The sequence below is a fragment of the Novosphingobium sp. AAP1 genome, assembly GCF_001295765.1.
In the GTDB taxonomy this organism is placed as follows: domain Bacteria; phylum Pseudomonadota; class Alphaproteobacteria; order Sphingomonadales; family Sphingomonadaceae; genus Novosphingobium; species Novosphingobium capsulatum.
In genome coordinates this window covers 499,658-519,635 of the sequence record NZ_LJHO01000001.1, presented here as the reverse complement: position 1 = coordinate 519,635, position 19,978 = coordinate 499,658, and the positions used below count along the sequence as shown (strand labels likewise).

Sequence of the window (19,978 nt, the reverse complement as noted above, 5' to 3'; positions counted from 1 at the left end):
CGCTGGATAAAGACGCGGGCTTCAGGGGTGGTTGGAAAAGGAGGCCGCCCGTCCCAAGGCCACCCCCGCTTCACCCGCCGCACCGCCGGTCTGCCCTCCACCCAGGGTGGAGACCAGGCGCACGCTGCGGCGAAATTCGTTCAGATCGCGTCGTTGTCGCGTTCGCCGGTGCGGATGCGCAGGGCGCTTTCGATGGGGATCACGAAGATCTTGCCATCGCCGATGCGGCCGGTCTGTGCAGCAGCCGCCACGGCTTCCACCACGCGCTCCACCAGGGCGTCGGCCACGACGACCTCGAGCTTCACCTTGGGCAGGAAATCGACGACGTATTCCGCGCCGCGATAGAGCTCGGTATGGCCCTTCTGGCGGCCGAAACCCTTGGCTTCGGTCACGGTGATGCCCGAAACGCCGATTTCGTGCAGCGCTTCCTTCACTTCGTCGAGCTTGAAGGGTTTGATGATCGCTTCGATCTTCTTCACCGGTTCCTGACCCCTGCACCTGATGCCGCGCTGCACCACGCAAGTGTGGGCAGGCGCATGTTCCTCGTGTCCGCAGACCCGATCCTAACAAGAATCGTGCCACTGTTAAGCACAGTGCCCTAGGCCATTGCCGCCCGGTGCGAAAGCGGGAAATTCAGGGGGAAAGAAAGAATGCAACCCAACCCTGTGCAAAATCATGCGGGTTGTTGCGCAGATGCGACGGAAAAATGCTTAAATAAAAGGCAGGGGTTGCCTGTTTTTTGGGCAGCCCCTGCCTGTGCAGCGCAGCGGATCAGGCGGCGTAGGGCGGCTTGTGCAGGCCTTTGGGGCTGGTGGTGAAAATCTCGCAGCCGTCTTCGGTGATGCCGATCGAATGTTCGAACTGAGCAGACAGCGAACGGTCGCGCGTCACGGCCGTCCAGCCATCGTCGAGGATTTTCACGGCGGGCTTGCCCAGATTGATCATCGGTTCGATCGTGAAGAACATGCCGGGCTTGAGCACCGGGCCAGTGCCGGCGCGCGCGGCGTGCACCACTTCGGGCGCATCGTGGAACAGGCGGCCCAGGCCGTGCCCGCAGAAATCGCGAACCACGCCATAGCGCTGCTTTTCGGCATGGGCCTGGATCGCCGCGCCGATATCGCCCAGCCGCGCGCCGGGCTTGGCCTGCTCGATGCCGATCATTAGACACTCATAGGTCACGTCGACCAGGCGGCGCGCCTTCAACGGCACGTCACCAACCAGATACATCCGGCTGGTATCGCCGTGCCAGCCATCGAGCAGCGGCGTCACGTCGATATTGACGATGTCGCCGTCCTTGAAGGTCTTGTCCGACGGAATGCCGTGGCACACCACATGGTTTATCGAGATGCAGCACGAATGCGCATAGCCGCGATAGCCCAGCGTCGCCGGCACCGCGCCGGCGTCGAGCGTCATCTGCCGCACGACATCGTCGATGGCGGCAGTGGTCACGCCGGGCTGCACCAGCGGCGCCACGGCATCAAGGATTTCGGCCGCCAGGCGCCCGGCCTTGCGCATGCCCTCGAACCCGGCGGGGCCATGGAGCTTGATCGTTCCGTCGCGCAGGACGGTTTCGGTGTCGTCTACGGTCACATATTCGGTCATCGCCACGATATAGCGGGGCGCGCGCGAAATTGCGAGGTTGGATCGTGCGGCGCAGGCTGCCCAGCTGGCAGGATATCTTCACACGAAGGCACGAAGATGGCATTTCGCTACGTGGCTTTGTGCGCGAAGATCGCATGAGGCTGGCAAAGCAGATAGCTGGACCCCGGATCAAGTCCGGGGTGACGAAGAAAAAATCACCATAAAGACTATCGTCACCCCGGACTTGATCCGGGGTCCAGCTTCTTTGTCGGCGCAACAAACCCCGTAGTCGCGAGCCGCACTTTACTGCACAGCAAAAGCCCCGCGCCATTCCGGCTTCACGGCCGCCAGCACCGCCGGCGTGACCGGCAGCGTCACTTCATACGATCCCTCGGCATAAGGCCCGGCTTCATAGGGCGCGATCAGGAAGCCGATGCGGTCGAACGCCTTCTTGCCGCGCGAGCCCAGGATCACCGTCTGCGCCAAGGGATCGACGCAGGCGTCAAAGCCACTGTCGCCGCCCAGGCTGGCATGGCCGCCGCGCTTCTTGGCGCGTTGCGCGTCCAGTGCCTTGCAGAAATCGGCGTGGATCGCGCCGGTGAGCGCGGCGCGGGCGGTGAACAGGTCTAGCGCATTGCGGGCCTGGCCGGCGCGCTTGTCCCACAGGATCGCGGCATAGCCATAGTTGGGATGGGCGCCGCCGCTGTCGTTGCCGACCAGGCTCGACAGGCTGAGCCAATCGGGCAAGTCGGCGACAACCTGCCATTCCTGCCAATGGCCAAAGGCATGGAACGGATACTTGTCGCGCGCCGCTTCCTTCTGCCCCTGCTCGGCATCGTGCTTGAGCGTGGCGCGCTGGGCGGCCTCGTCTGCCGCCAGGCGGGCGCGCAGGGCGGGCTGGGCATCGGCCGCAGCAGGCCAGGAATAGCTGAATTCATAGGCATCGGTGCTTTCCTTCACCGCATGCCCGGCGGTGGAAGATTGCGTCGCCTGGGCGCTGGCGTGGCTGGTGGTGGCGCTGGCCGTGGTCGTGGTCGTGTCAGGCGGCGCGGCCTGGCTGGCCGGGGCGGGCGTTGCCGGCTGGCGGTTGCAGGCGGCAAGCATGGCCAGGGTCATCAGGGCAGGCAGCAGGGCAGAGTGGCGGGGGGCTGGCATAAGGGGCATCGCGGGGCATTTTCCTCTCGATCTTGGCGCCGTCCTGCGCCAAGGTCTGGTCCAAGATGACCGACAAGAACGCGTTGATCCAGCCCGATCGCGACCAGAGCGCGATTGCCCTGCACATTGTCGACAAGGCAGGCCTGCCCGATTGGCTGCGCGCCCGCAGCGGCCAGGCGCGTGCCCTGCTGACGGCACAAGCCTTTGCTGGCGCTGCCGGCGAGGTGGCCGTCGTGCCCGAGGGGGATGGCGATGGCTGGATCGCGGTGGCGGGCGTCGCCGATCGCGCCAAGCTCGGCACCTGGTGCCTGGCCCGCGCGGCAGAGCGGCTGCCTGCCGGCACCTATCGCCTGGCCGGCGTGGGCGATGCTGCCCCCGCGCTGCATGGGTGGGTCACCGCGCAATACCGGTTCGATCGCTATCGCAGCCAGGGCAGCGAGCCCGGCCCGCGCGTGCTGCTGACCAGCGCGGTGCGCGCCCTGCCGCTGGCCCTGGCCGAAGCGGCGGCGGTCACCATGGTGCGTGATCTGGTCAATACCCCCGCCGAAGACATGGGCCCGGCGCAATTGGAGGCCGAAGCCCGCGCCCTGGCCAAGGCGCACCACGCCACGATCCATGTGATTGCCGGCGACGTGCTGGAGCGGGACTATCCGATGGTCCATGCGGTGGGCCGCGCCGCCGCGCGCAGCCACGCCCCGCGCCTGATCGAGCTGGAATGGGGGAACCCCAGCCATCCCCGCGTGGCCGTGGTGGGCAAGGGCGTGTGCTTTGATTCCGGCGGCCTCGATATCAAGCCCGCTTCGGGCATGGCGCTGATGAAAAAGGATATGGGCGGCGCGGCCCATGCCCTGGCGCTGGCCGGGCTGATCATGGGGCAAAACCTGCCGGTGCGGTTGCATCTGCTGGTCCCGGCAGTGGAAAATGCCATTTCCGGCAACGCTTTCCGTCCGGGAGACATTCTGCGCACGCGCCAGGGCTTGAGCGTGGAAGTGACCAACACCGATGCCGAAGGGCGCCTGGTGCTGGGCGACGCGCTGACCCGTGCGAGCGAGGCCAAGCCCGAACTGGTGATCGACTTTGCCACGCTGACCGGCGCAGCGCGGGTGGCACTGGGCCCCGATCTGCCGGCGATGTTTGCCCGGCGCGACGAGACGGCGCAGGCTCTGCTCGCCGCCGGGATCGGGCGCGATGATCCGTGCTGGCAGTTGCCGCTGCACGATGCCTATCGCGAGTGGCTGAAATCCGATGTCGCCGATCTGCAGAATTCGCCCAGCAATGGTTTTGCCGGGGCCAGCGTGGCGGCGCTGTTCCTCGATCGCTTTGTCGGCGAGGGGATCGATTGGCTGCATTTCGATACCTTTGCCTGGCGCCCGGTGGGCAAGCCGGGCCGGCCCAAGGGTGGTGAAGCGCTGGGCCTGCGCGCGGCCTGGGGCCTGCTGCAGGGGCGCTACGCGGCGGGCTGAACGCGGCGCGGATGGCGCAAAACTTGAATCCCGGGGCAAGGGCGGCTAAGCGCGCGCCTTTGCGAATGTCCGGGAACCCGCCTTGTCTGCCGAATCCGATCTTGCCCTTGTCGTTTCCCCGGCCGTAGCGCCCGAGGGAGAACTGGCTCTGTCCGGCCCTTCGGCCAAGGTCGATCCGCTGCGCCTGCCGGTTCGTGGCGATCTGGCGCATGTCCGCCTGGCTGGCCGCGTCTTCGTGCCGCACTATGCCGTGCCGATGCCGCACCGCGTGGTCGCTGAAACGGCCCTGCTCAAGGCCGGGCGCAGCGATGCCGAGGCCATCGCGCAACTGCCGGCGGGCGAAACCTTTGCCGTGCTCGACATGGCCGGCGGCTGGGCCTGGGGCCAGGCATCGGATGAAGGCGGCCTGGTGGGCTATGTGCCGCTTTCTGCGCTGGAGTTGGTAGCATGACCACGCAGGTTTTCATCGATGGCGCTGCCGGCACGACCGGCCTGGAAATTGCCGAGCGGCTCGCCGGGCGTAGCGAATTTGCGCTGATCACGCTGGACGAAGCCCGCCGCAAGGATGATGGCGCCCGGGCCGAGGCGATCAACGCCGCCGACGTGGTGATCCTGTGCCTGCCCGACGATGCCGCGCGCGCGGCCGTGGCGATGGTCGCCAACGATACCACGCGCGTGATCGATGCCTCCACCGCGCACCGCGTGGCCGAAGGCTGGACTTATGGCCTGCCCGAAGTGGTCGGTCGCGATGCCGTGGCCAATGCGCGCCGCGTGTCCAATCCCGGCTGTTATCCCACCGGCTTCATCGCCCTGGTCGCGCCGCTGGTGCGCGCTGGCCTGCTGCCGGCCAACTGGCCCTATGTGGTGCACGCCGTTTCGGGCTATTCGGGTGGCGGCAAGGCGCTGATCGCCCGGTTCGAAGACGATACCGATATTGCCTGGCGCGGCTATGGCCTGGCCTTCGGGCACAAGCACGTGCCGGAAATGACTGCCTATGCCGGTCTTTCGGTCGCTCCGCTGTTCAGCCCGGCGGTGGTGCCGGCGCTGCGCGGCATGGTGGTGGAAGTGCCACTGTCATTGCAAGCGATGCCCGGCGCCGGTTCGGCAGAGGCGATGTTCGCGGCGCTGGACGCGTTCTATGCCGGCAGCCCGATCGTCAGCGTCAAGCACGGCGCGCCGGCCGAGGGCGAGTTCCTGATGCGCCGCAGCGCCCAGGCGTGGGACGGCCTCGCGCTGAGCGTGATTGGCAGCAAGGATGGCACCCAGGTGCGCCTCGTCGCCCAGCTCGACAATCTGGGCAAGGGCGCCAGCGGCGCGGCGGTGCAGACGCTCAATCTGATGGCAGGCCTACCGGAAACCGCGGGTCTGTCGCTGTAATTCGCGATCCTCATCCGCAAAAAAAGGCGCCGGAGCGATGCCCCGGCGCCTTTTTTTGCGTCAACGCGCGAAAGATCAGTCTTCCGGCGCGATGGTGACCTTGAGGCCATCGACGACCGGCAGCTGGCACGACAGGCGCGACGTGGCGGTGCGGTGGTCCGAGCTGTCGAGCAGGTCGTTCTCGTCTTCGCTCATCGTCGGCAGCGCGTCGGCGCCATCATCGACATAGACATGGCACGTGGCGCACGAGCAGCACCCGCCGCACAGGGCAAGCAATTCGTCAAAGCCGTTATCGCGGATGGCTTCCATCACGGTAAGGCCGCTATCCACTTCGATGGCCTTTTCGGCACCGGCACGATCGACGACAACAAGCTTCGGCATTGTCTAAAGCTCCTCATGGTGGGCGGGATTCGCATCGATCTCTGTTCGCCCTTCGTCCCGGCTGCTAATGCCCTGAGAAAATATTGGCCAGAAAAATTTGAGCATGTGCGAAGGGATGCAGCGCCGAATGGGACTTTCTAACCAGGCGATCACGGCGGGACTGGATCATCTCGCCACGCAGAACCCGGCTTTTGCCGCAGCTTTGGCCAAAGTCGGCTATCCCGAACCGCGCATTCGCGAAACCGGCTACCGTACGCTGCTGCGCACCATCGTCGGGCAGCAGGTGAGCGTGGCGGCAGCCGCATCGGTGTGGGCGCGGCTCGAAGCGCTGCTGGGTCCCGACATGCCGCCGGCCGATCTGCTCGCGGCCGATTTCGATGCGCTGCGCAGCTGTGGCCTGTCTCGCCAGAAGCAGGGCTATGCCCGCTCGCTGTGCGAACTGGTGGTATCGGGCGCGCTCGATCTGGCGGCCTTGCCCGATGATGATGAGGCGGCCATTGCCCAACTGGTGCAGATCAAGGGCGTGGGCCGCTGGTCTGCCGAAATCTATTTGCTGTTTGCCGAAGGACGGCCCGATATCTGGCCAGCAGGAGACCTTGCCGTGCAGGTTGGCCTGGGCAAGTTGCTGGGCCTGCCGGAACGGCCGAGCGAGAAGGAAACGCGCGCCCTGGCCGAGCCCTGGCGCCCGCATCGCGGCGCCCTCGCGCTGTTTACCTGGCATTGCTATGCCAATCCCGCGCTATGACGAAATGCATCTTCGTCACCGGTGGCGCGTCGGGCATCGGCCGGGCCATCGCCATCCGCTTCGCCCGGGAAGGCTGGTTTGTGGCGCTGGCCGATGTCGATAGCGCCGGCATGGCCCAGACCGGTGCGCTGCTGCCGGCCGGGCGCTGGTCAGCTCACCTGCTCGACGTGCGCGATGCCGCTGGGTGGGACATTGCCTTGGGCTTGGCCGCAGCGGCAGGGGGCGGCGTGATCCATGTCGTCGCCAACAACGCCGGCGTGCCGCTGGGCGGCGCCTTGGCGCAGTGCACGGTGGACGAAATCGAACGGGTGATCGCGATCAACCTGACCGGCGCCACGCTGGGCGCACGGGCGGCCTATCCCTGGCTCAAGGCGGCCGCGGGGCAGGGCGCCTGCCTGCTCAACACCGCCAGCGCGGCTGCGCTCTATGGCACGCCGGGCACGTCGGTCTATGCTGCCACCAAGGCGGGCCTGCGCGCGCTGACCGAGGCGCTCGACGCCGAATGGGCGGGCGATGGGATTGCCGTGCGCAGCCTCATGCCTGGCTTCATCGCCACGCCGCTGCTCGAACACGCACCCAATGCCGCCACGCCCGGCACGATCACAGACGCAGTGGTGCGCCAGGGGTTGGAGATCGGCACGCCCGATGCCGTGGCTGAGGCGGCGTGGCAGGCGGTGCATGGGCCGCGCCTGCATATGCTGGTCGGCCCCACGGCGGGGCGCCTGGCCTTTGCCGCGCGCTGGCTGCCGGGCACGCTGCGCCGCCGGTTGCGGCGGGGCGGTGGCACGGCTACGGCTTGATCACATGACCGCGCCCCATCTTGCCGCCCATGACCTTGCCTGTCGGCGTGGCGATCGCGTGTTGTTTCGCGGCGTGGGCTTTGCGCTGGAAGCGGGACAGGCGCTGCATCTGGCCGGCGCCAATGGCATCGGTAAATCCAGCTTGATCCGCATCCTGGCGGGGCTGATGCGGCCCTTTGCCGGCAGCGTGGAGCGCGCTGGCAACGTCGCCCTGGTCGACGAGCGGCTCGCGCTCGATCCGCATCAGCCGCTGGGCCGGGCGCTGGCGTTCTGGCATGCGATCGATCGCACCGTGCCCACGCGGGATGATCCCTTCGGCCTGGCTGATCTGGCCGATGTGCCGGTGCGCTATCTTTCCACCGGGCAGAAGAAGCGCGCCGCGCTGGCGCGCCTGGCTGCGGCGCAGGCGCCGATCTGGCTGCTCGACGAACCGCTCAATGGCCTCGACACGGCCTGGGCGGCCAGGGCCCAAGCCGCGATCGAGGCGCACCGTGCCGCGGGGGGCCTGGTGATCATCGCCTCGCACCAGCCGCTGGCGCTGGCCGGGGTGCAGACCCTGGCCATGGCCGATCACGTGCCCGCGCTACAAAGCGATGATGGCGATGGAGACTGGGCATGATCGCGCGCATCTGGCCGATCTTCCGCCGTGATCTGGCGCTGCTGCTGCGCGGCGCGCAGGGGCGGGGCGGGGCTGCGCTGCCGCTGCTGTTCTTCCTGGCCGTGGCGATGCTCTATCCCTTTGCCGTGGGGCCGGATGCGCGCCTGCTGGCTCGCACCGGGGCTGGCGTGATCTGGGTCGCGGCGCTGCTGGCCGCGATCCTGCCGCTTGATCGGCTGGTAGAGCCCGATGTCGAAGCCGGGCTGTTCGATCAGTGGGCGTTGCGCGGCCTGTCGGAAGAAGTGCTGCTGATGGTGCGGATCGTGGCGCACTGGATCAGCTTTGGCGTGCCGCTGCTCCTGGCAGCGCCCGTGGCAGCCGGGCTGCTCTCGCTCGATGCCGGGCAACTGGCCATGGTCGAATGGGGTCTGCTGCTCGGCACGCCGGGGCTTGCGGCGATTGGCGTGACGATCGCCGCGCTCACTGCCGGCCTGCGCGCCGGTGCGGCGCTGGGCGGGCTGCTGGCCATTCCGCTGACGGTGCCGCTGCTGATTTTCGGGGCTGGTTCGCTGCAACCGGGAGGTGAGGGCGGGCTCGGCCTGCTGGCGGCGTGCAGCCTGGTAGCGCTGGCCGTGGCGCCGTTTGCCGGGGCAGCGGCGATCCGGGCGGCGCGCGAATAGCTTTGCCGGCCCCAAGCGCAATTGGGTTGCCGTTTGCGTCATGGCGCCTTACCTCGCAAGGCATGACTGCTTCCGCGATCGTCCCTGACAGCCTCTCCTTGATCGGCAACACTCCGCTCGTGCGCCTGGCCGGCCCGAGCGAGGCGGCTGGCGCCGAAATCTATGGCAAGTGCGAATTTGCCAACCCCGGTGCCTCGGTCAAGGATCGCGCCGCGTTGTGGATCGTGCGCGATGCCGAGGAACGCGGCGCGCTGCAGCCGGGCGGCACCATCGTCGAAGGTACGGCGGGCAACACCGGCATCGGCCTGGCGCTGGTCGCCAATGCGCTGGGCTACAAAAGCGTGATCGTCATGCCCGAGACGCAGTCGCGCGAAAAGATGGATACGCTGCGCGCGCTGCGGGCCGAGCTTGTGCTGGTGCCGGCGGCGCCCTTTTCCAATCCCAACCATTTCGTCCACACCTCGCGCCGCATTGCCGAGGAAACCGAAGGCGCGATCTGGGCCAACCAGTTCGACAACATTGCCAACCGCCGCGCCCATATCGAAAGCACTGCGCCCGAAATCTGGGCGCAGATGGATGGCCGCGTCGATGGGTTCATCTGCGCGGCGGGCACCGGTGGCACGATCGCCGGCACCGGCATGGGCCTCAAGGCCTTTGACGAAAAGATCACCGTGGGCCTGGCTGATCCCCACGGCGCTGCGCTCTACAACTATTACGCCCATGGCGAACTCAAGGCCGAAGGGTCTTCTGTCGCCGAAGGCATCGGCCAGGGCCGCATCACCGCGAACCTGGAAGGCGCGCCGATCGATACCCAGTTCCGCATTTCCGACCAGGAAGGGCTTTATTGGGTCGAGCGCCTCTTGGCCGAGGAAGGGCTGTGCCTGGGCCTGTCGAGCGGGATCAACGTGGCAGGCGCAGTGGCGCTAGCCAAGCAACTCGGCCCTGGCGCGCGGGTAGCCACGATCCTGTGCGATACCGGCTTCCGCTATCTCTCGTCGCTCTACAATCCCGAATGGCTGCGCGCCAAGGGGCTGCCCATCTTCCCGTGGCTTGAGCAATAAGCTATAGCCGCGCGATGGCGCTGTTCCGATTGCATCGCGAACGCAAGTTGACCCCGTTCGGGGCCGCATCGGCTGCGCCGATCGCGCCGGTGCATCATGTCCCGCTTTCGCCCCGTGAACTGCGCGCGCAGGCGGTCTATCGCCTGCAAGTGGGGCTGTTTGGCCTGGGCGGGATCATCCTGCTGATCAGCCTGGCCAATGTCGTCATGGAGCGGGTGACCCTGGCCAACCGCGCGGCCGCACTCGATCCCACGGTGGAAGCGAGCGCCACGGCCGCCAACGACCCGCTGGTCGACATGGGCGTGGCCCCCGAACTGCCGGTGGGCGCCGCCCCCGCGCAACAGAACCCCAGCCAGCAGCACTGATCCGCCGCACTGCGGATTGCCCCCAGGTGGCAAATCCGCCCTGTTCGGGGAAAGCACGGGCCAAACCGCCGATCATTCCCGTTCGTTCACGGGAAAGCGCGGGAAAAACCATCTCCATTACGGGCGTGATTCGGAAACTGGCGGGATTCCAAGGGCTTCAATGTGAAACATAAAGTGAACATATCTATGGTTAAGCGTAAAATACCATAAAAAACCTCAATCGAATCAGCTTCTGACCGTTCTTTCCCGCAATTTCCCCTTTTCGCCCGGGGCGTCCCGCGATAGCATGGCGCCATCGGGACAAACTTTCATGTCGCATCCGTGGGGGATGGTTCGGCTGGTGTGCGCACATCAGCCGTCGACGGGGAGCTTTTGTCCGGCGGGCAAGGTGGTGACGGGACGTGGCGGGAGCACCGTCAAACTATTGGGGGCAGGGCTTCTCGCCGCGTGGCGAGAAGAACCGCTTCGTCCTGCCCGCAGACTTCCGCGCCACCGTGAAAGACGCTTCGCAGGGCCAGCGCCTGCTTTGCCTCGATCGCCATCACAAGTTCCCCTGCCTCACCGGTTTCGGGCTGTCCCGCGTGGAAACCTTTCCCGCCCGCATTGCCCGGGAAGAGGAAATGGCCTTCAAGCGCGGCGACGACTTTGACCCTGACACCCGTGCCGCCCAGCTTTATGGTTTCCTGCGTGCCAGCTTTGACGAATCCGGTCGTTTCATCCTGCCCGATCACCTGGGGGAGCAGGCCAGCGTGAACGACGCGCTCTATTTCCATGGCGGCGGGGAATTTTTCACCATCTGGGCACCCGAGGTGCTGTTCACGATGGACAGCGGCTGGGACAGCGCCAAGGCGACCTGCCGCGCGCTGATGGCCGAAGCCGCGCAAAAGGCGAAGCGCAAGTGAGCGCGCAGTTGCCCACCGACCTGCCGCCCTCGGCAGCTGTGCCCGCGCAGGCCCCGCACATTCCCGTGCTGCTCGATGAAGTGATCGCCGCGCTGGCGCCGCGGCCGGGCGAGGTGATCGTCGACGGCACGTTCGGTGCGGGCGGCTATACCCGCGCGATCCTGGCTCAGGGCGCTACGGTCCACGCCTTTGATCGCGATCCCGATGCGATCACCGCTGGCCGCCTCTGGCCCGAAACCCAGGGCGCCGCGCCCACCCTCGTGCTCCATCCGCGCCGGTTTTCGGAAATGGCCACCGCCCTGGCCGAAGCCGGGGTGGGCCAGGTGCAGGGCGTGGTGCTCGATATCGGGGTCAGCTCGATGCAGCTTGACCAGCGCGAGCGTGGCTTTGCCTTTTCCAGCGATGGCCCGCTCGATATGCGCATGTCGCAGGACGGGATGAGCGCGGCCGATTTCCTGAACGAGGCCGACGAGGCCGAGATCGCCGATGTGCTTTATATCTACGGCGAAGAGCGGCAATCGCGCCGCGTCGCCCGCGCCGTGGTCGCGGCGCGCCCGCTGACCACCACCGGGCAGTTTGCCGCCGTGGTGCGCAAGGCGCTGGGGTATCGCCCGGGGGCGGCCAAGGATCCGGCCACGCGCAGCTTCCAGGCGGTGCGCATTCACGTGAACGGCGAACTGGATGAGTTGCGCGCCGCGCTCGATGCGGCAGAGCGCCTGCTGGCGCCGGGCGGGCGGCTGGCCGTGGTCAGCTTCCACAGCCTGGAAGACCGCATCGTCAAACAGTTCCTGCGCGAGGCGGCGGGCGCCACGCCTGCGGGCTCGCGCCATCTGCCGCCCCAGGCGCAAGCCTTTGCGGCCGTGTTCGAAAAGCCATCGGCGGCGATCCGCCCTGGCCCGGAAGAAGAGGCGCGCAATCCGCGCGCCAGGTCTGCCACCTTGCGCTGGGCGGTGCGAACCGCTGCCCCGGCGCGCGCGCTTGCGGGGAACCTGTCGGCATGATCCTGTCTGCTCAACGCCTGCGTTCGATCGGTTGGCTCGCCCTGCTTGCAGTGTGCGGCGCGCTGGTCATGATCCTGTCGTTCCGGGTCAATGCCCTGCGCAGCCAGGTGCATCGGGCCGAGGGCCAGATCGTGGCGCTCAAGCAGCAGAAGATGTACCTGGAAACCGAGTTCGAAACGCGCGCCAACCAGCAGCAGCTCAAGGCGTGGAACGATCTTGAATTCGGCTATGTCGCCCCGGTCGCCGGGCAGTATCTGGAAAACGAACGCCAGCTGGCAGTGTTGAGCAAGCCTGCCGAACCTGATGCACCCGCCCCGATTCGCGTGGCCACGGTGGATGACAGCGTGATTGCCGCTGCCGCGTTCCCGGCGCTGTCGGGCGATCATCCGACGGTGCGGCCGCTGTCGGAAACGCACGAGGCGGAAAGCGATGATGCTGGCGCCGGCAAGCCGCGCAGCCGCCCGCTCGACCATGCCCAGGCAACCGCCACGCTGGCCGAAAAGCTCGGTACGCTGCATGCGGCCAGCACCCATACGGTGGCGGCGCGCGACGAAAAGCGCGAAAAGCACGACAAGAGCGGCGCCAAGCACACGGCAAGTGTGGAGAAGGCCGCGTCCAAGGCTTCCCGCGAGGTGGCCGCGCGGACTAAGGCTGGCACCAAGTCTGCCCGGGCAGATGCGAGGGATGGCAAGGGCGGCAAGGACAAGGCGAAGGCCAAGGCCAAGTCGCCGGTCAAGACTGCGCAGAAGAGTGCCCGCGGGGATCGCAAGACAGGAGTGAAGACGAGCCGGTGAACCAGCTTACCGCCTCGGCTGCCATCGCCACCGGCCGCGTCCAGCTGGCCAGCGTGCGCCAGCGTTCGCTGGTCACTGCCAAGGTTCGCGTCTTGGTGGTCGCGGTTGGCTTTGTCTTCCTGACGCTGACGGCGCTGGTGCGCCTGACGCAGCTGGGCCTGTTCGAACAGGCGCCCGATCGCCGCTCGCTGGCCGAGGCATTGCTGCCCCCGCGCGGCGAGATCACCGATCGCAATGGCGTGCCGCTGGCCCGCGCGTTTCCGTCCTATTCGCTGTGGTTCAATCCCAAGGCGCTGGGCGAAAAGGGCAATCCCCTGGTCAAGACGCCCGAGGAAGTGGCCCGCGCCTTGATGCAGATCTTTCCCGATGCCGATTACAAGGATCTGGTTGCCCGGCTGAAATCGGGCAAGGGCAGCTATCTGCGCAAGCGCGTGCTGCCCGAGGAAGCCAACCGCGTGTTCGCGCTGGGCGAACCGGCGCTGGAATTCCCGCGCGAGAATCAGCGCTATTATCCGCAAGGCTCGCTCGCGGCCAACGTGCTGGGCTACGTCGATGAAGAGGGCAAGGGCCACGTCGGGATGGAGCAGGTGCTCGAACCCCGCCTGCTCGATCCGGCGCAGCGCGGCACCCCGGTGGAACTCTCGCTCGATTCGCGCGCCCAGGGTGCGCTGGAAGACGAGCTGCTGCGCGGCATGCAGGAAAGCAACGCCAAGGGCGCGGCCGGCATCGTGCTCGATGTCGATAGCGGCGAAGTGATCGCGCTCGCCTCGCTCCCTTCGTTCAACCCCAATCGGTCAGACCGCGCGTTCAACGACCTGGTGTTCAACCGCGTATCGAACCAGGTGTACGAGCTTGGCTCCACCTTCAAGCCGATCACCATTGCGGCCGCGATCGATGCCGGCGTCGTGACCGATCTGTCGGTGCGCTATCCAACCGCGCCGCTGCACATTGCCGGGCGCACCATTCATGACAGCCACAACTTCGGCGCCTCGCTCAACGTGCCCGAGGCGCTGATCCACTCGTCGAACATCGTCACCGCGCAAGTGGCCGACAAGCTGGGCGGCCCGCTGCTGAGGCAGACGATGATGGCGCTGCACATGAACCAGCGCCCCACGATCGAGCTGCCGGCGCGCGGTTTCCCGCTGTGGCCGCATGGCGAAAACAAGGCTGGCGACTGGAGCCGGATCACCACCATGACGGTCAGCTATGGTCACGGCATCGCCGTCACGCCGCTGCATCTGGCCTGCGCCTATGCCGCGCTGGTCAATGGCGGCCTCTGGCGCCCGGCCACGCTGTTCAAGGTCGATCCGGCGCACATTCCCGCCGGCACCCGGGTGTTCAAGGCATCGACCAGCGCGCGCATCCGCCAGTTGCTGCGCATGATCGTGGCTGATGGCACGGGCCGCAAGGCCGATGCCTCGGGCTTCCGCGTGGGCGGCAAGACCGGCTCGGCCGAAAAGCCCGGCAATGGCGGCTATCGCAAGACCTCGCTGGTCGCGACCTTTGCCGCCGCGTTCCCGATGGACAAGCCGCGCTATGTGGTCATCGCCATGCTCGATGAACCGCAAGGCACGGCGGCCACTTCGGGCCAGCGCACGGCGGCCTGGAATGCGGCGCCGATCGTGGGCCGCGTGGTGCCGCGCATCGGGCCGCTGCTGGGCGTGGTGCCCGATGGCAGCCGCGACGTGGATATTTCGGATCTTTCGCCGTTGATCGGCAATGGAGAAGGTGAATGAAGCTGGGTGTGCTGGCACGGTCTGCCGGCGTGGCGCTGCCCGATGCAGCCGCTGACATCAACGTAACCGGCTTTGCCATCGACAACCGCAAGGTGGCGCCGGGCACGGTGTTTGGCGCCTTTGCCGGCGCGCAGGTGAATGGCGAAGACTTCATTCCCGCCGCCATCGCCGCTGGCGCCGTCGCGGTGGTCGCCCGGCCCGAAGCGCGCGTCGAAGGCGCCGTGCACATCGCCGATGCCAACCCGCGCCGCCTGTTTGCGCATCTCGCCGCGCCGTTCTTTGCCCCGGTGCCCGAAACCGTGGTGGCCGTCACCGGCACCAACGGCAAGACCTCGACCGTGGAGATGACGCGTCAGCTGTGGCGCATGGCCGGCCACGCCGCTGCCTCGATCGGCACGCTGGGCGTCACCACGGCCGATGAAAGCGTCTCCACCGGGCTGACCACGCCCGATATCGTCACGTTCCTGGCCAACATGCATGGCCTGGCCCGCGAAGGGGTGAGCCATGTTGCCTATGAAGCATCAAGCCATGGCCTTTCGCAGTTCCGCAATGAAGGGCTGCGTGTGGTGGCTGGCGGCTTTACCAACCTGAGCCGCGACCATCTCGATTATCACGAGACCATGGACGCCTATTTCACGGCCAAGATGCGCTTGTTCGACGAAGTGGTCGCCGAGGGCGGCACGGCGGTGGTCTGGGCCGACGACGCCTGGAGCGACAAGGCCTTGGCCCATGTCGCCGCGCGCGGCCTCAAGGCGCTGACCGTGGGTGAAAAGGGCGAGGCGATCCGCCTGGCTGGCCGCACGCCGACCCAGCTGGGCCAGGTGCTGGAACTGGTGCACGATGGCGCCACGCGCAAGGTTACGCTGCCGCTGATCGGCGCCTATCAGGCGGCCAACGCGCTGGTGGCGGCAGGGCTGGTCATCGCCAGCGGCGGCGCGGCGGCGGCAACGCTCGATGCCCTGGCGCGCCTGCAGCCGGTGCGCGGGCGGCTGGAACGCGCCGCGATCAACCGCGCCGGGGCGCCGGTCTATGTCGACTATGCCCACACGCCCGATGCGATCGAGGCGGCGATTGCCGCGCTGCGCCCGCATGTCGGCGCGCGGCTGATCACCGTGATTGGCGCGGGCGGCGATCGCGATACCGGCAAGCGTGCGCCAATGGGCGCGGCGGCCTGCGCCGGGTCTGATCTGGTGATCGTGACCGATGACAATCCCCGTGGCGAAGATCCCGCCGCGATCCGTGCTGCCGTAATGGCCGGGTGCGATGGCCGCGCCGTGGAAGTGGCCGATCGCCGCGCTGCGATTGCCCATGCCGTGGGCCAGGCGGGCAAGGGGGATATCGTGCTGGTGGCCGGCAAGGGCCACGAACAGGGACAGATCGTGGGGCGTGGTGAAGCCATGCGGGTGCTGCCGTTCGATGACGTGCAGGTGGCCCGTGAATGCGTGGGAGAGATAACCGGATGACCGCAGCCGCCGCCCTGATCGATTGGCCGCTTGAGGCCGAGGACGACACCCCGCTGGCCCTGTGGACAGCGCAGGAGATCGCGGCGGCAACCGGCGGCAAGGCCTCTGTCGCGTTTGCCGTGGGCGGCGTGGCGTTTGACAGCCGCGAGGTGATGGAGGGCGACCTGTTCCTCGCGCTGCGCGGCGAAAGCGCCGATGGCCACCGCTTTGTCACCGGCGCATTCGGCAAGGGTGCTGCCGCTGCGGTGGTGGAGCATTCGGTGCTGCATCCGCATGTGCTGGTTGACGATACCACCGCCGCGCTCGATGCCTTAGGGCGCGCCGCGCGTGCGCGTCTGGCGCCCGAAGCGCGCGTGATCGGGGTGACCGGATCGGCCGGCAAGACTTCGGTCAAGGAAGCGCTGTTTGCCGCCCTCGATCGCGGCAGCCGGGGGCGGGCGCATCGCTCGGTCAAAAGCTACAACAATCACGTCGGCGTGCCACTCAGCCTGGCGCGCATGCCGGCGCGCACCCAGTTCGGCGTGTTCGAGATGGGCATGAACCATGCCGGAGAGCTGTCTGCGCTGACGCAGCTGGTGCGGCCGCACGTTGCCATCGTCACCACCATCGCGCCCGCGCATATCGGCCACTTTAGCGGCGAGGAAGCCATCGCCGATGCCAAGGGCGAAATCTTCGAAGGGCTGGAGGCGGGCGGCATCGCGATCATCCCGGCCGACAGCCCGCATTATGAACGCCTGCGCGCCAAGGCGGCCCAGCATGCCGGCGTGATCATCGCCTTTGGCCGCGCGGCCCATGCCGACGTGCGCCTGCTCGATGTGGTGGCGGCGCCGGGCGGTGGTTCACTTGTCACGGCCGACCTGGGTGGCTTTGGCGAAGGCGGCGGCAAGCTGTGCTATACCGTGGCGCAGCCGGGCGATCACTGGGTGATCAATTCGCTGGCCGTGATGGCCGCCGTGCGCGCCGTCGGTGGAGACCTGGGTGCGGCCGGCCTGGCGCTGGCGGAAATGGCCGGGCTTGCCGGGCGCGGCGCACGCCATCAGGTGGCTGCCGATGGCGGCGATGGCAGCGGCACCGCGCTGGTGATCGACGAAAGCTATAATGCCAATCCTGCCTCGATGGCCGTAACGCTCGCGGGCCTGGGCGCCACGCCTGCGGCGCGGCGCATCGCTGTGCTGGGCGCGATGCGTGAATTGGGCGCCGATGAAGATCGCTATCACGCCGAGCTGGCTGGGCCTGTGCTGGCCGCCGGCATTGCCCATGCCGTGCTGGTTGGCCCCGAAATGGCGGCATTGGCCGCCGCATTGGGGAAAAGCGAGGGAGCCGCGCTTGCAGCGCCCCTGCAAGTCGATCATGTGCAAACGAGTGCCGAGGCAGCAGACGTGCTGGCGCGGATCGGCATTGCGGGCGGGGACGCCATCCTCGTAAAAGGTTCGAATTCGGTTGGTCTGGGCGCGCTGGTTGACCTGTTGGGGTCAGGGCGCTGGCCTGACAAGGAACGGTGAATGCTCTATCTCCTGGCTCACTGGCTGCATTATGAAGGCCTGACCAATCTCTTTCGCTATCAGTCGTTCCGGGCCGGGGCGTCGCTGCTGACCGCGCTGTTGATCGGGCTGATGATCGGGCCGCGCTTCATCAACATGCTGCGCATGCGCCAGGGCAAGGGCCAGCCGATCCGCGAGGATGGGCCGCAAAGCCACCTGGCCAAGCGCGGCACGCCGACCATGGGCGGGCTGATGATCGTGACGGCGCTGGTGCTGGGTCTGCTGCTGTGGATGGACCTGTCGAGCCGCTATGTCTGGGCCTGTCTGATCGTCACGCTCGGTTTTGGCCTGATCGGCTTCATGGACGATTACGACAAGGTCACCAAATATGCCCACCAGGGCGTGCCGGCCAAAGTGCGCCTGCTGCTGGAATTCGTGATCGCCGGGATCGCCGCATGGTTGGTCGTGACCGAAACCAATCTCTACGTGCCGGTGTTCAGCAACCTCTATATCCCGCTTGGGCCGTTCTATTTCGTGTTCGCCGCGTTTGTCATCGTGGGCGCGGGCAATGCTGTGAACCTGACCGACGGGCTCGATGGGCTGGCGATCATGCCGGTGATCATCGCCTGCGGCACCTTTGCAATCATTGCCTATCTGGCTGGCCGCGCCGACTATGCCCATTACCTGGGCATTCCCCATGTGCCGGGCGCGGGCGAACTGGCGATCTATTGCGCCGCCGTCATGGGCGCGGGCCTGGCGTTCCTGTGGTTCAATGCGCCGCCGGCCGCGGTGTTCATGGGCGATACCGGCAGCCTGGCGCTGGGCGGCACGCTGGGCGTAATCGCGGTGGCTGCGCACCATGAAATCGTGCTGGCGATAGTCGGCGGGCTGTTCGTGATGGAAGCCGTTTCGGTGATCGTGCAGGTCTTCGTCTACAAGCGCACGGGCAAGCGGGTGTTCCGCATGGCCCCGATCCACCACCATTTCGAGCAGCTCGGCTGGAAGGAATCGACCGTGGTGATCCGCTTCTGGATCGTCTCGATCGTGCTGGCGCTGCTTGGCCTTGCCACGCTGAAGGTGCGATGATCGTCTCGCCTGCCTTTGCTGGAAAAAAGTATGCCGTGCTCGGCCTAGCGCGCTCGGGCATGGCCACGGTGGAATGCCTGCTGGCCAGCGGCGCGCTGGTCACCGCGTGGGACGCGCGCGAGGAACCGCGCGCCGCGCTGGAAGGGCGCGTGACCCTGGCTGATCCGCTGGCGATCGACCTGGCTGGTTTTGCCGGGATCGTGGTTTCGCCCGGCGTGCCGCTCAACCGCCATCCGATCGCCGCCCATGCCCGCGCCGCTGGCGTGCCAGTAATCGGCGATATCGAACTGTTTGCCCAGGCGTGCGGCGATCTGCCGCCGCACCGTGTTGTGGCGATCACCGGCACCAACGGCAAATCCACCACCACGGCGCTGACCCATCATCTGTTGCAGCAGGCTGGCGTACCTACGCTGATGGGCGGGAATATCGGCAAGCCGATCCTGGAACAGCAGCCGCTGCCCGCTGGCGGCGTCTATGTGCTGGAACTGTCGAGCTATCAGATCGACCTGACGCAGCGGCTTGATGCCGATGTCGCGATCCTGCTCAATCTCAGCCCCGATCACCTCGATCGTTACGACGGCTATGATGGCTATGTCGCGTCCAAGGCGCGGCTGTTTGGCATGCAGGCGCCGGGCCACCTCGCGCTGGTGGACATGCGGGCAGAGCTTGACGACGACGTGCTGCGCTTTGCTCCGGAAGGCGCCAACTTCACATTCATCAACGCGATCGATCTGCCCGGTGATCCGGCGCAGTGGCCATCGCTGCAAGGCCCGCACAACCGCGCCAATGCGGCGGCGGCGGTGGGCGCGGCGCGCTATCTTGGGCTGGACGAGCCGACGATCGAGGCGGGCCTTGCCAGCTTCGTGGGGCTACCCCATCGCATGGAACGCGTGGCGCAAAAGGACGGCGTGCTGTTCGTGAACGACAGCAAGGCCACCAATCCGGCTTCCACCGCGCCGGCACTCGCCGCCTTTCCGCGCATCCATTGGATCGTCGGCGGCCTGCCCAAGGGCGATGATCTTGACGAATGCGCGCCGCATTTCAGCCATGTCGTGCGCGCCTATACCATTGGCGAGGCGGGCCCGCGCTTTGCCGAAATCCTGGAACCGGTCTTGCCGGTGACGCGTGCCGAAATGCTGGGCGATGCCGTGCGCGCCGCCATGGCGCAGGCCGTACCGGGCGATGTGATCATGCTGTCGCCGGCCTGCGCCAGTTTCGACCAGTTCCGCGATTTCGAGGCGCGCGGCGAATGCTTCCGCCAGATCGTCGCCGCTCTCACGGCAGGGAGCTGACCGGCATGGCTTCAGGC

General features: G+C 67.1%; 21 protein-coding genes. 17 read left to right on the top strand and 4 right to left on the bottom strand.

Features of this window, described 5'->3' with window-relative positions:
- Positions 1–140: 140 nt before the first annotated feature.
- From IP65_RS02270 to IP65_RS02260, 3 genes are all read right to left on the bottom strand, one after another.
- Entirely contained in the window at positions 141–479 is a 339-nt protein-coding gene (locus tag IP65_RS02270) for a P-II family nitrogen regulator (RefSeq protein WP_022676151.1), read from the bottom strand.
- 292 nt (positions 480–771) lie between these two features.
- A complete protein-coding gene (map, locus tag IP65_RS02265) occupies positions 772–1,602 on the bottom strand; it encodes a type I methionyl aminopeptidase (RefSeq protein WP_054130601.1) in 831 nt (276 codons plus the stop codon).
- A gap of 282 nt (positions 1,603–1,884) precedes the next feature.
- The gene (locus tag IP65_RS02260; RefSeq protein ID WP_231627516.1) at positions 1,885–2,697 is read right to left on the bottom strand and encodes a PdaC/SigV domain-containing protein; all 813 of its coding nucleotides are present in this window, start codon (positions 2,695–2,697) and stop codon (positions 1,885–1,887) included.
- 104 nt (positions 2,698–2,801) lie between these two features.
- Here IP65_RS02260 and IP65_RS02255 point away from each other — a divergent pair, with 104 nt between their 5' ends.
- From IP65_RS02255 to argC, 3 genes are all read left to right on the top strand, one after another.
- Positions 2,802–4,199 carry a M17 family metallopeptidase gene (locus tag IP65_RS02255; protein WP_054130599.1) on the top strand — a complete coding sequence of 466 codons (1,398 nt, stop codon included), beginning with the start codon at positions 2,802–2,804 and terminating at the stop codon, positions 4,197–4,199.
- Between the two features lie 82 nt (positions 4,200–4,281).
- Entirely contained in the window at positions 4,282–4,650 is a 369-nt protein-coding gene (locus IP65_RS02250) for an SH3 domain-containing protein (RefSeq protein ID WP_054130598.1), read from the top strand.
- Positions 4,647–5,576: an N-acetyl-gamma-glutamyl-phosphate reductase gene (gene argC, locus IP65_RS02245; RefSeq protein WP_054130597.1), complete on the top strand. Its 930-nt coding sequence runs from the start codon at positions 4,647–4,649 to the stop codon at positions 5,574–5,576. Before IP65_RS02250 ends, argC begins: the two co-directional genes overlap by 4 nt.
- Before the next feature lie 75 nt (positions 5,577–5,651).
- On the opposite strand, the gene IP65_RS02240 is transcribed toward argC, so the two are convergent.
- The gene (locus IP65_RS02240; protein ID WP_022674665.1) at positions 5,652–5,957 is read right to left on the bottom strand and encodes a 2Fe-2S iron-sulfur cluster-binding protein; all 306 of its coding nucleotides are present in this window, start codon (positions 5,955–5,957) and stop codon (positions 5,652–5,654) included.
- Between the two features lie 127 nt (positions 5,958–6,084).
- Here IP65_RS02240 and IP65_RS02235 point away from each other — a divergent pair, with 127 nt between their 5' ends.
- From IP65_RS02235 to murD, 14 genes are all read left to right on the top strand, one after another.
- Positions 6,085–6,702: a DNA-3-methyladenine glycosylase gene (locus IP65_RS02235; RefSeq protein ID WP_022674666.1), complete on the top strand. Its 618-nt coding sequence runs from the start codon at positions 6,085–6,087 to the stop codon at positions 6,700–6,702.
- Complete coding sequence (locus tag IP65_RS02230) at positions 6,699–7,502, top strand: SDR family oxidoreductase (RefSeq protein WP_054130596.1); 804 nt, start codon at positions 6,699–6,701, stop codon at positions 7,500–7,502. Before IP65_RS02235 ends, IP65_RS02230 begins: the two co-directional genes overlap by 4 nt.
- 4 nt (positions 7,503–7,506) lie before the next feature.
- The gene (gene ccmA, locus IP65_RS02225; RefSeq protein ID WP_054130595.1) at positions 7,507–8,121 is read left to right on the top strand and encodes a heme ABC exporter ATP-binding protein CcmA; all 615 of its coding nucleotides are present in this window, start codon (positions 7,507–7,509) and stop codon (positions 8,119–8,121) included.
- The gene (ccmB, locus tag IP65_RS02220) at positions 8,118–8,780 is read left to right on the top strand and encodes a heme exporter protein CcmB (RefSeq protein WP_054130594.1); all 663 of its coding nucleotides are present in this window, start codon (positions 8,118–8,120) and stop codon (positions 8,778–8,780) included. The genes ccmA and ccmB overlap by 4 nt, the downstream gene beginning before the upstream one ends.
- Positions 8,781–8,842: 62 nt before the next feature.
- The gene (locus IP65_RS02215; RefSeq protein WP_022676166.1) at positions 8,843–9,841 is read left to right on the top strand and encodes a cysteine synthase A; all 999 of its coding nucleotides are present in this window, start codon (positions 8,843–8,845) and stop codon (positions 9,839–9,841) included.
- Between the two features lie 14 nt (positions 9,842–9,855).
- Positions 9,856–10,206: a hypothetical protein gene (locus IP65_RS02210; protein ID WP_022676167.1), complete on the top strand. Its 351-nt coding sequence runs from the start codon at positions 9,856–9,858 to the stop codon at positions 10,204–10,206.
- A gap of 401 nt (positions 10,207–10,607) precedes the next feature.
- Positions 10,608–11,108 carry a division/cell wall cluster transcriptional repressor MraZ gene (locus tag IP65_RS02205; RefSeq protein ID WP_022676168.1) on the top strand — a complete coding sequence of 167 codons (501 nt, stop codon included), beginning with the start codon at positions 10,608–10,610 and terminating at the stop codon, positions 11,106–11,108.
- On the top strand, positions 11,105–12,109 hold the full coding sequence (gene rsmH / locus IP65_RS02200; RefSeq protein WP_231627515.1) for a 16S rRNA (cytosine(1402)-N(4))-methyltransferase RsmH: 1,005 nt from the start codon (positions 11,105–11,107) through the stop codon (positions 12,107–12,109). The genes IP65_RS02205 and rsmH overlap by 4 nt, the downstream gene beginning before the upstream one ends.
- Complete coding sequence (locus IP65_RS21215; RefSeq protein ID WP_156306355.1) at positions 12,106–12,903, top strand: hypothetical protein; 798 nt, start codon at positions 12,106–12,108, stop codon at positions 12,901–12,903. Before rsmH ends, IP65_RS21215 begins: the two co-directional genes overlap by 4 nt.
- Positions 12,900–14,639, top strand: a complete 1,740-nt coding sequence (locus IP65_RS02190) for a penicillin-binding protein 2 (RefSeq protein WP_054130593.1) — start codon at positions 12,900–12,902, stop codon at positions 14,637–14,639. Before IP65_RS21215 ends, IP65_RS02190 begins: the two co-directional genes overlap by 4 nt.
- Positions 14,636–16,102 carry a UDP-N-acetylmuramoyl-L-alanyl-D-glutamate--2,6-diaminopimelate ligase gene (locus IP65_RS02185; RefSeq protein ID WP_054130592.1) on the top strand — a complete coding sequence of 489 codons (1,467 nt, stop codon included), beginning with the start codon at positions 14,636–14,638 and terminating at the stop codon, positions 16,100–16,102. The genes IP65_RS02190 and IP65_RS02185 overlap by 4 nt, the downstream gene beginning before the upstream one ends.
- On the top strand, positions 16,099–17,604 hold the full coding sequence (murF, locus tag IP65_RS02180; protein WP_054130591.1) for a UDP-N-acetylmuramoyl-tripeptide--D-alanyl-D-alanine ligase: 1,506 nt from the start codon (positions 16,099–16,101) through the stop codon (positions 17,602–17,604). Before IP65_RS02185 ends, murF begins: the two co-directional genes overlap by 4 nt.
- A complete protein-coding gene (mraY, locus tag IP65_RS02175) occupies positions 17,605–18,669 on the top strand; it encodes a phospho-N-acetylmuramoyl-pentapeptide-transferase (protein ID WP_022675968.1) in 1,065 nt (354 codons plus the stop codon).
- On the top strand, positions 18,666–19,961 hold the full coding sequence (gene murD, locus IP65_RS02170) for a UDP-N-acetylmuramoyl-L-alanine--D-glutamate ligase (protein ID WP_054130590.1): 1,296 nt from the start codon (positions 18,666–18,668) through the stop codon (positions 19,959–19,961). Before mraY ends, murD begins: the two co-directional genes overlap by 4 nt.
- Positions 19,962–19,978 lie beyond the last annotated feature (17 nt).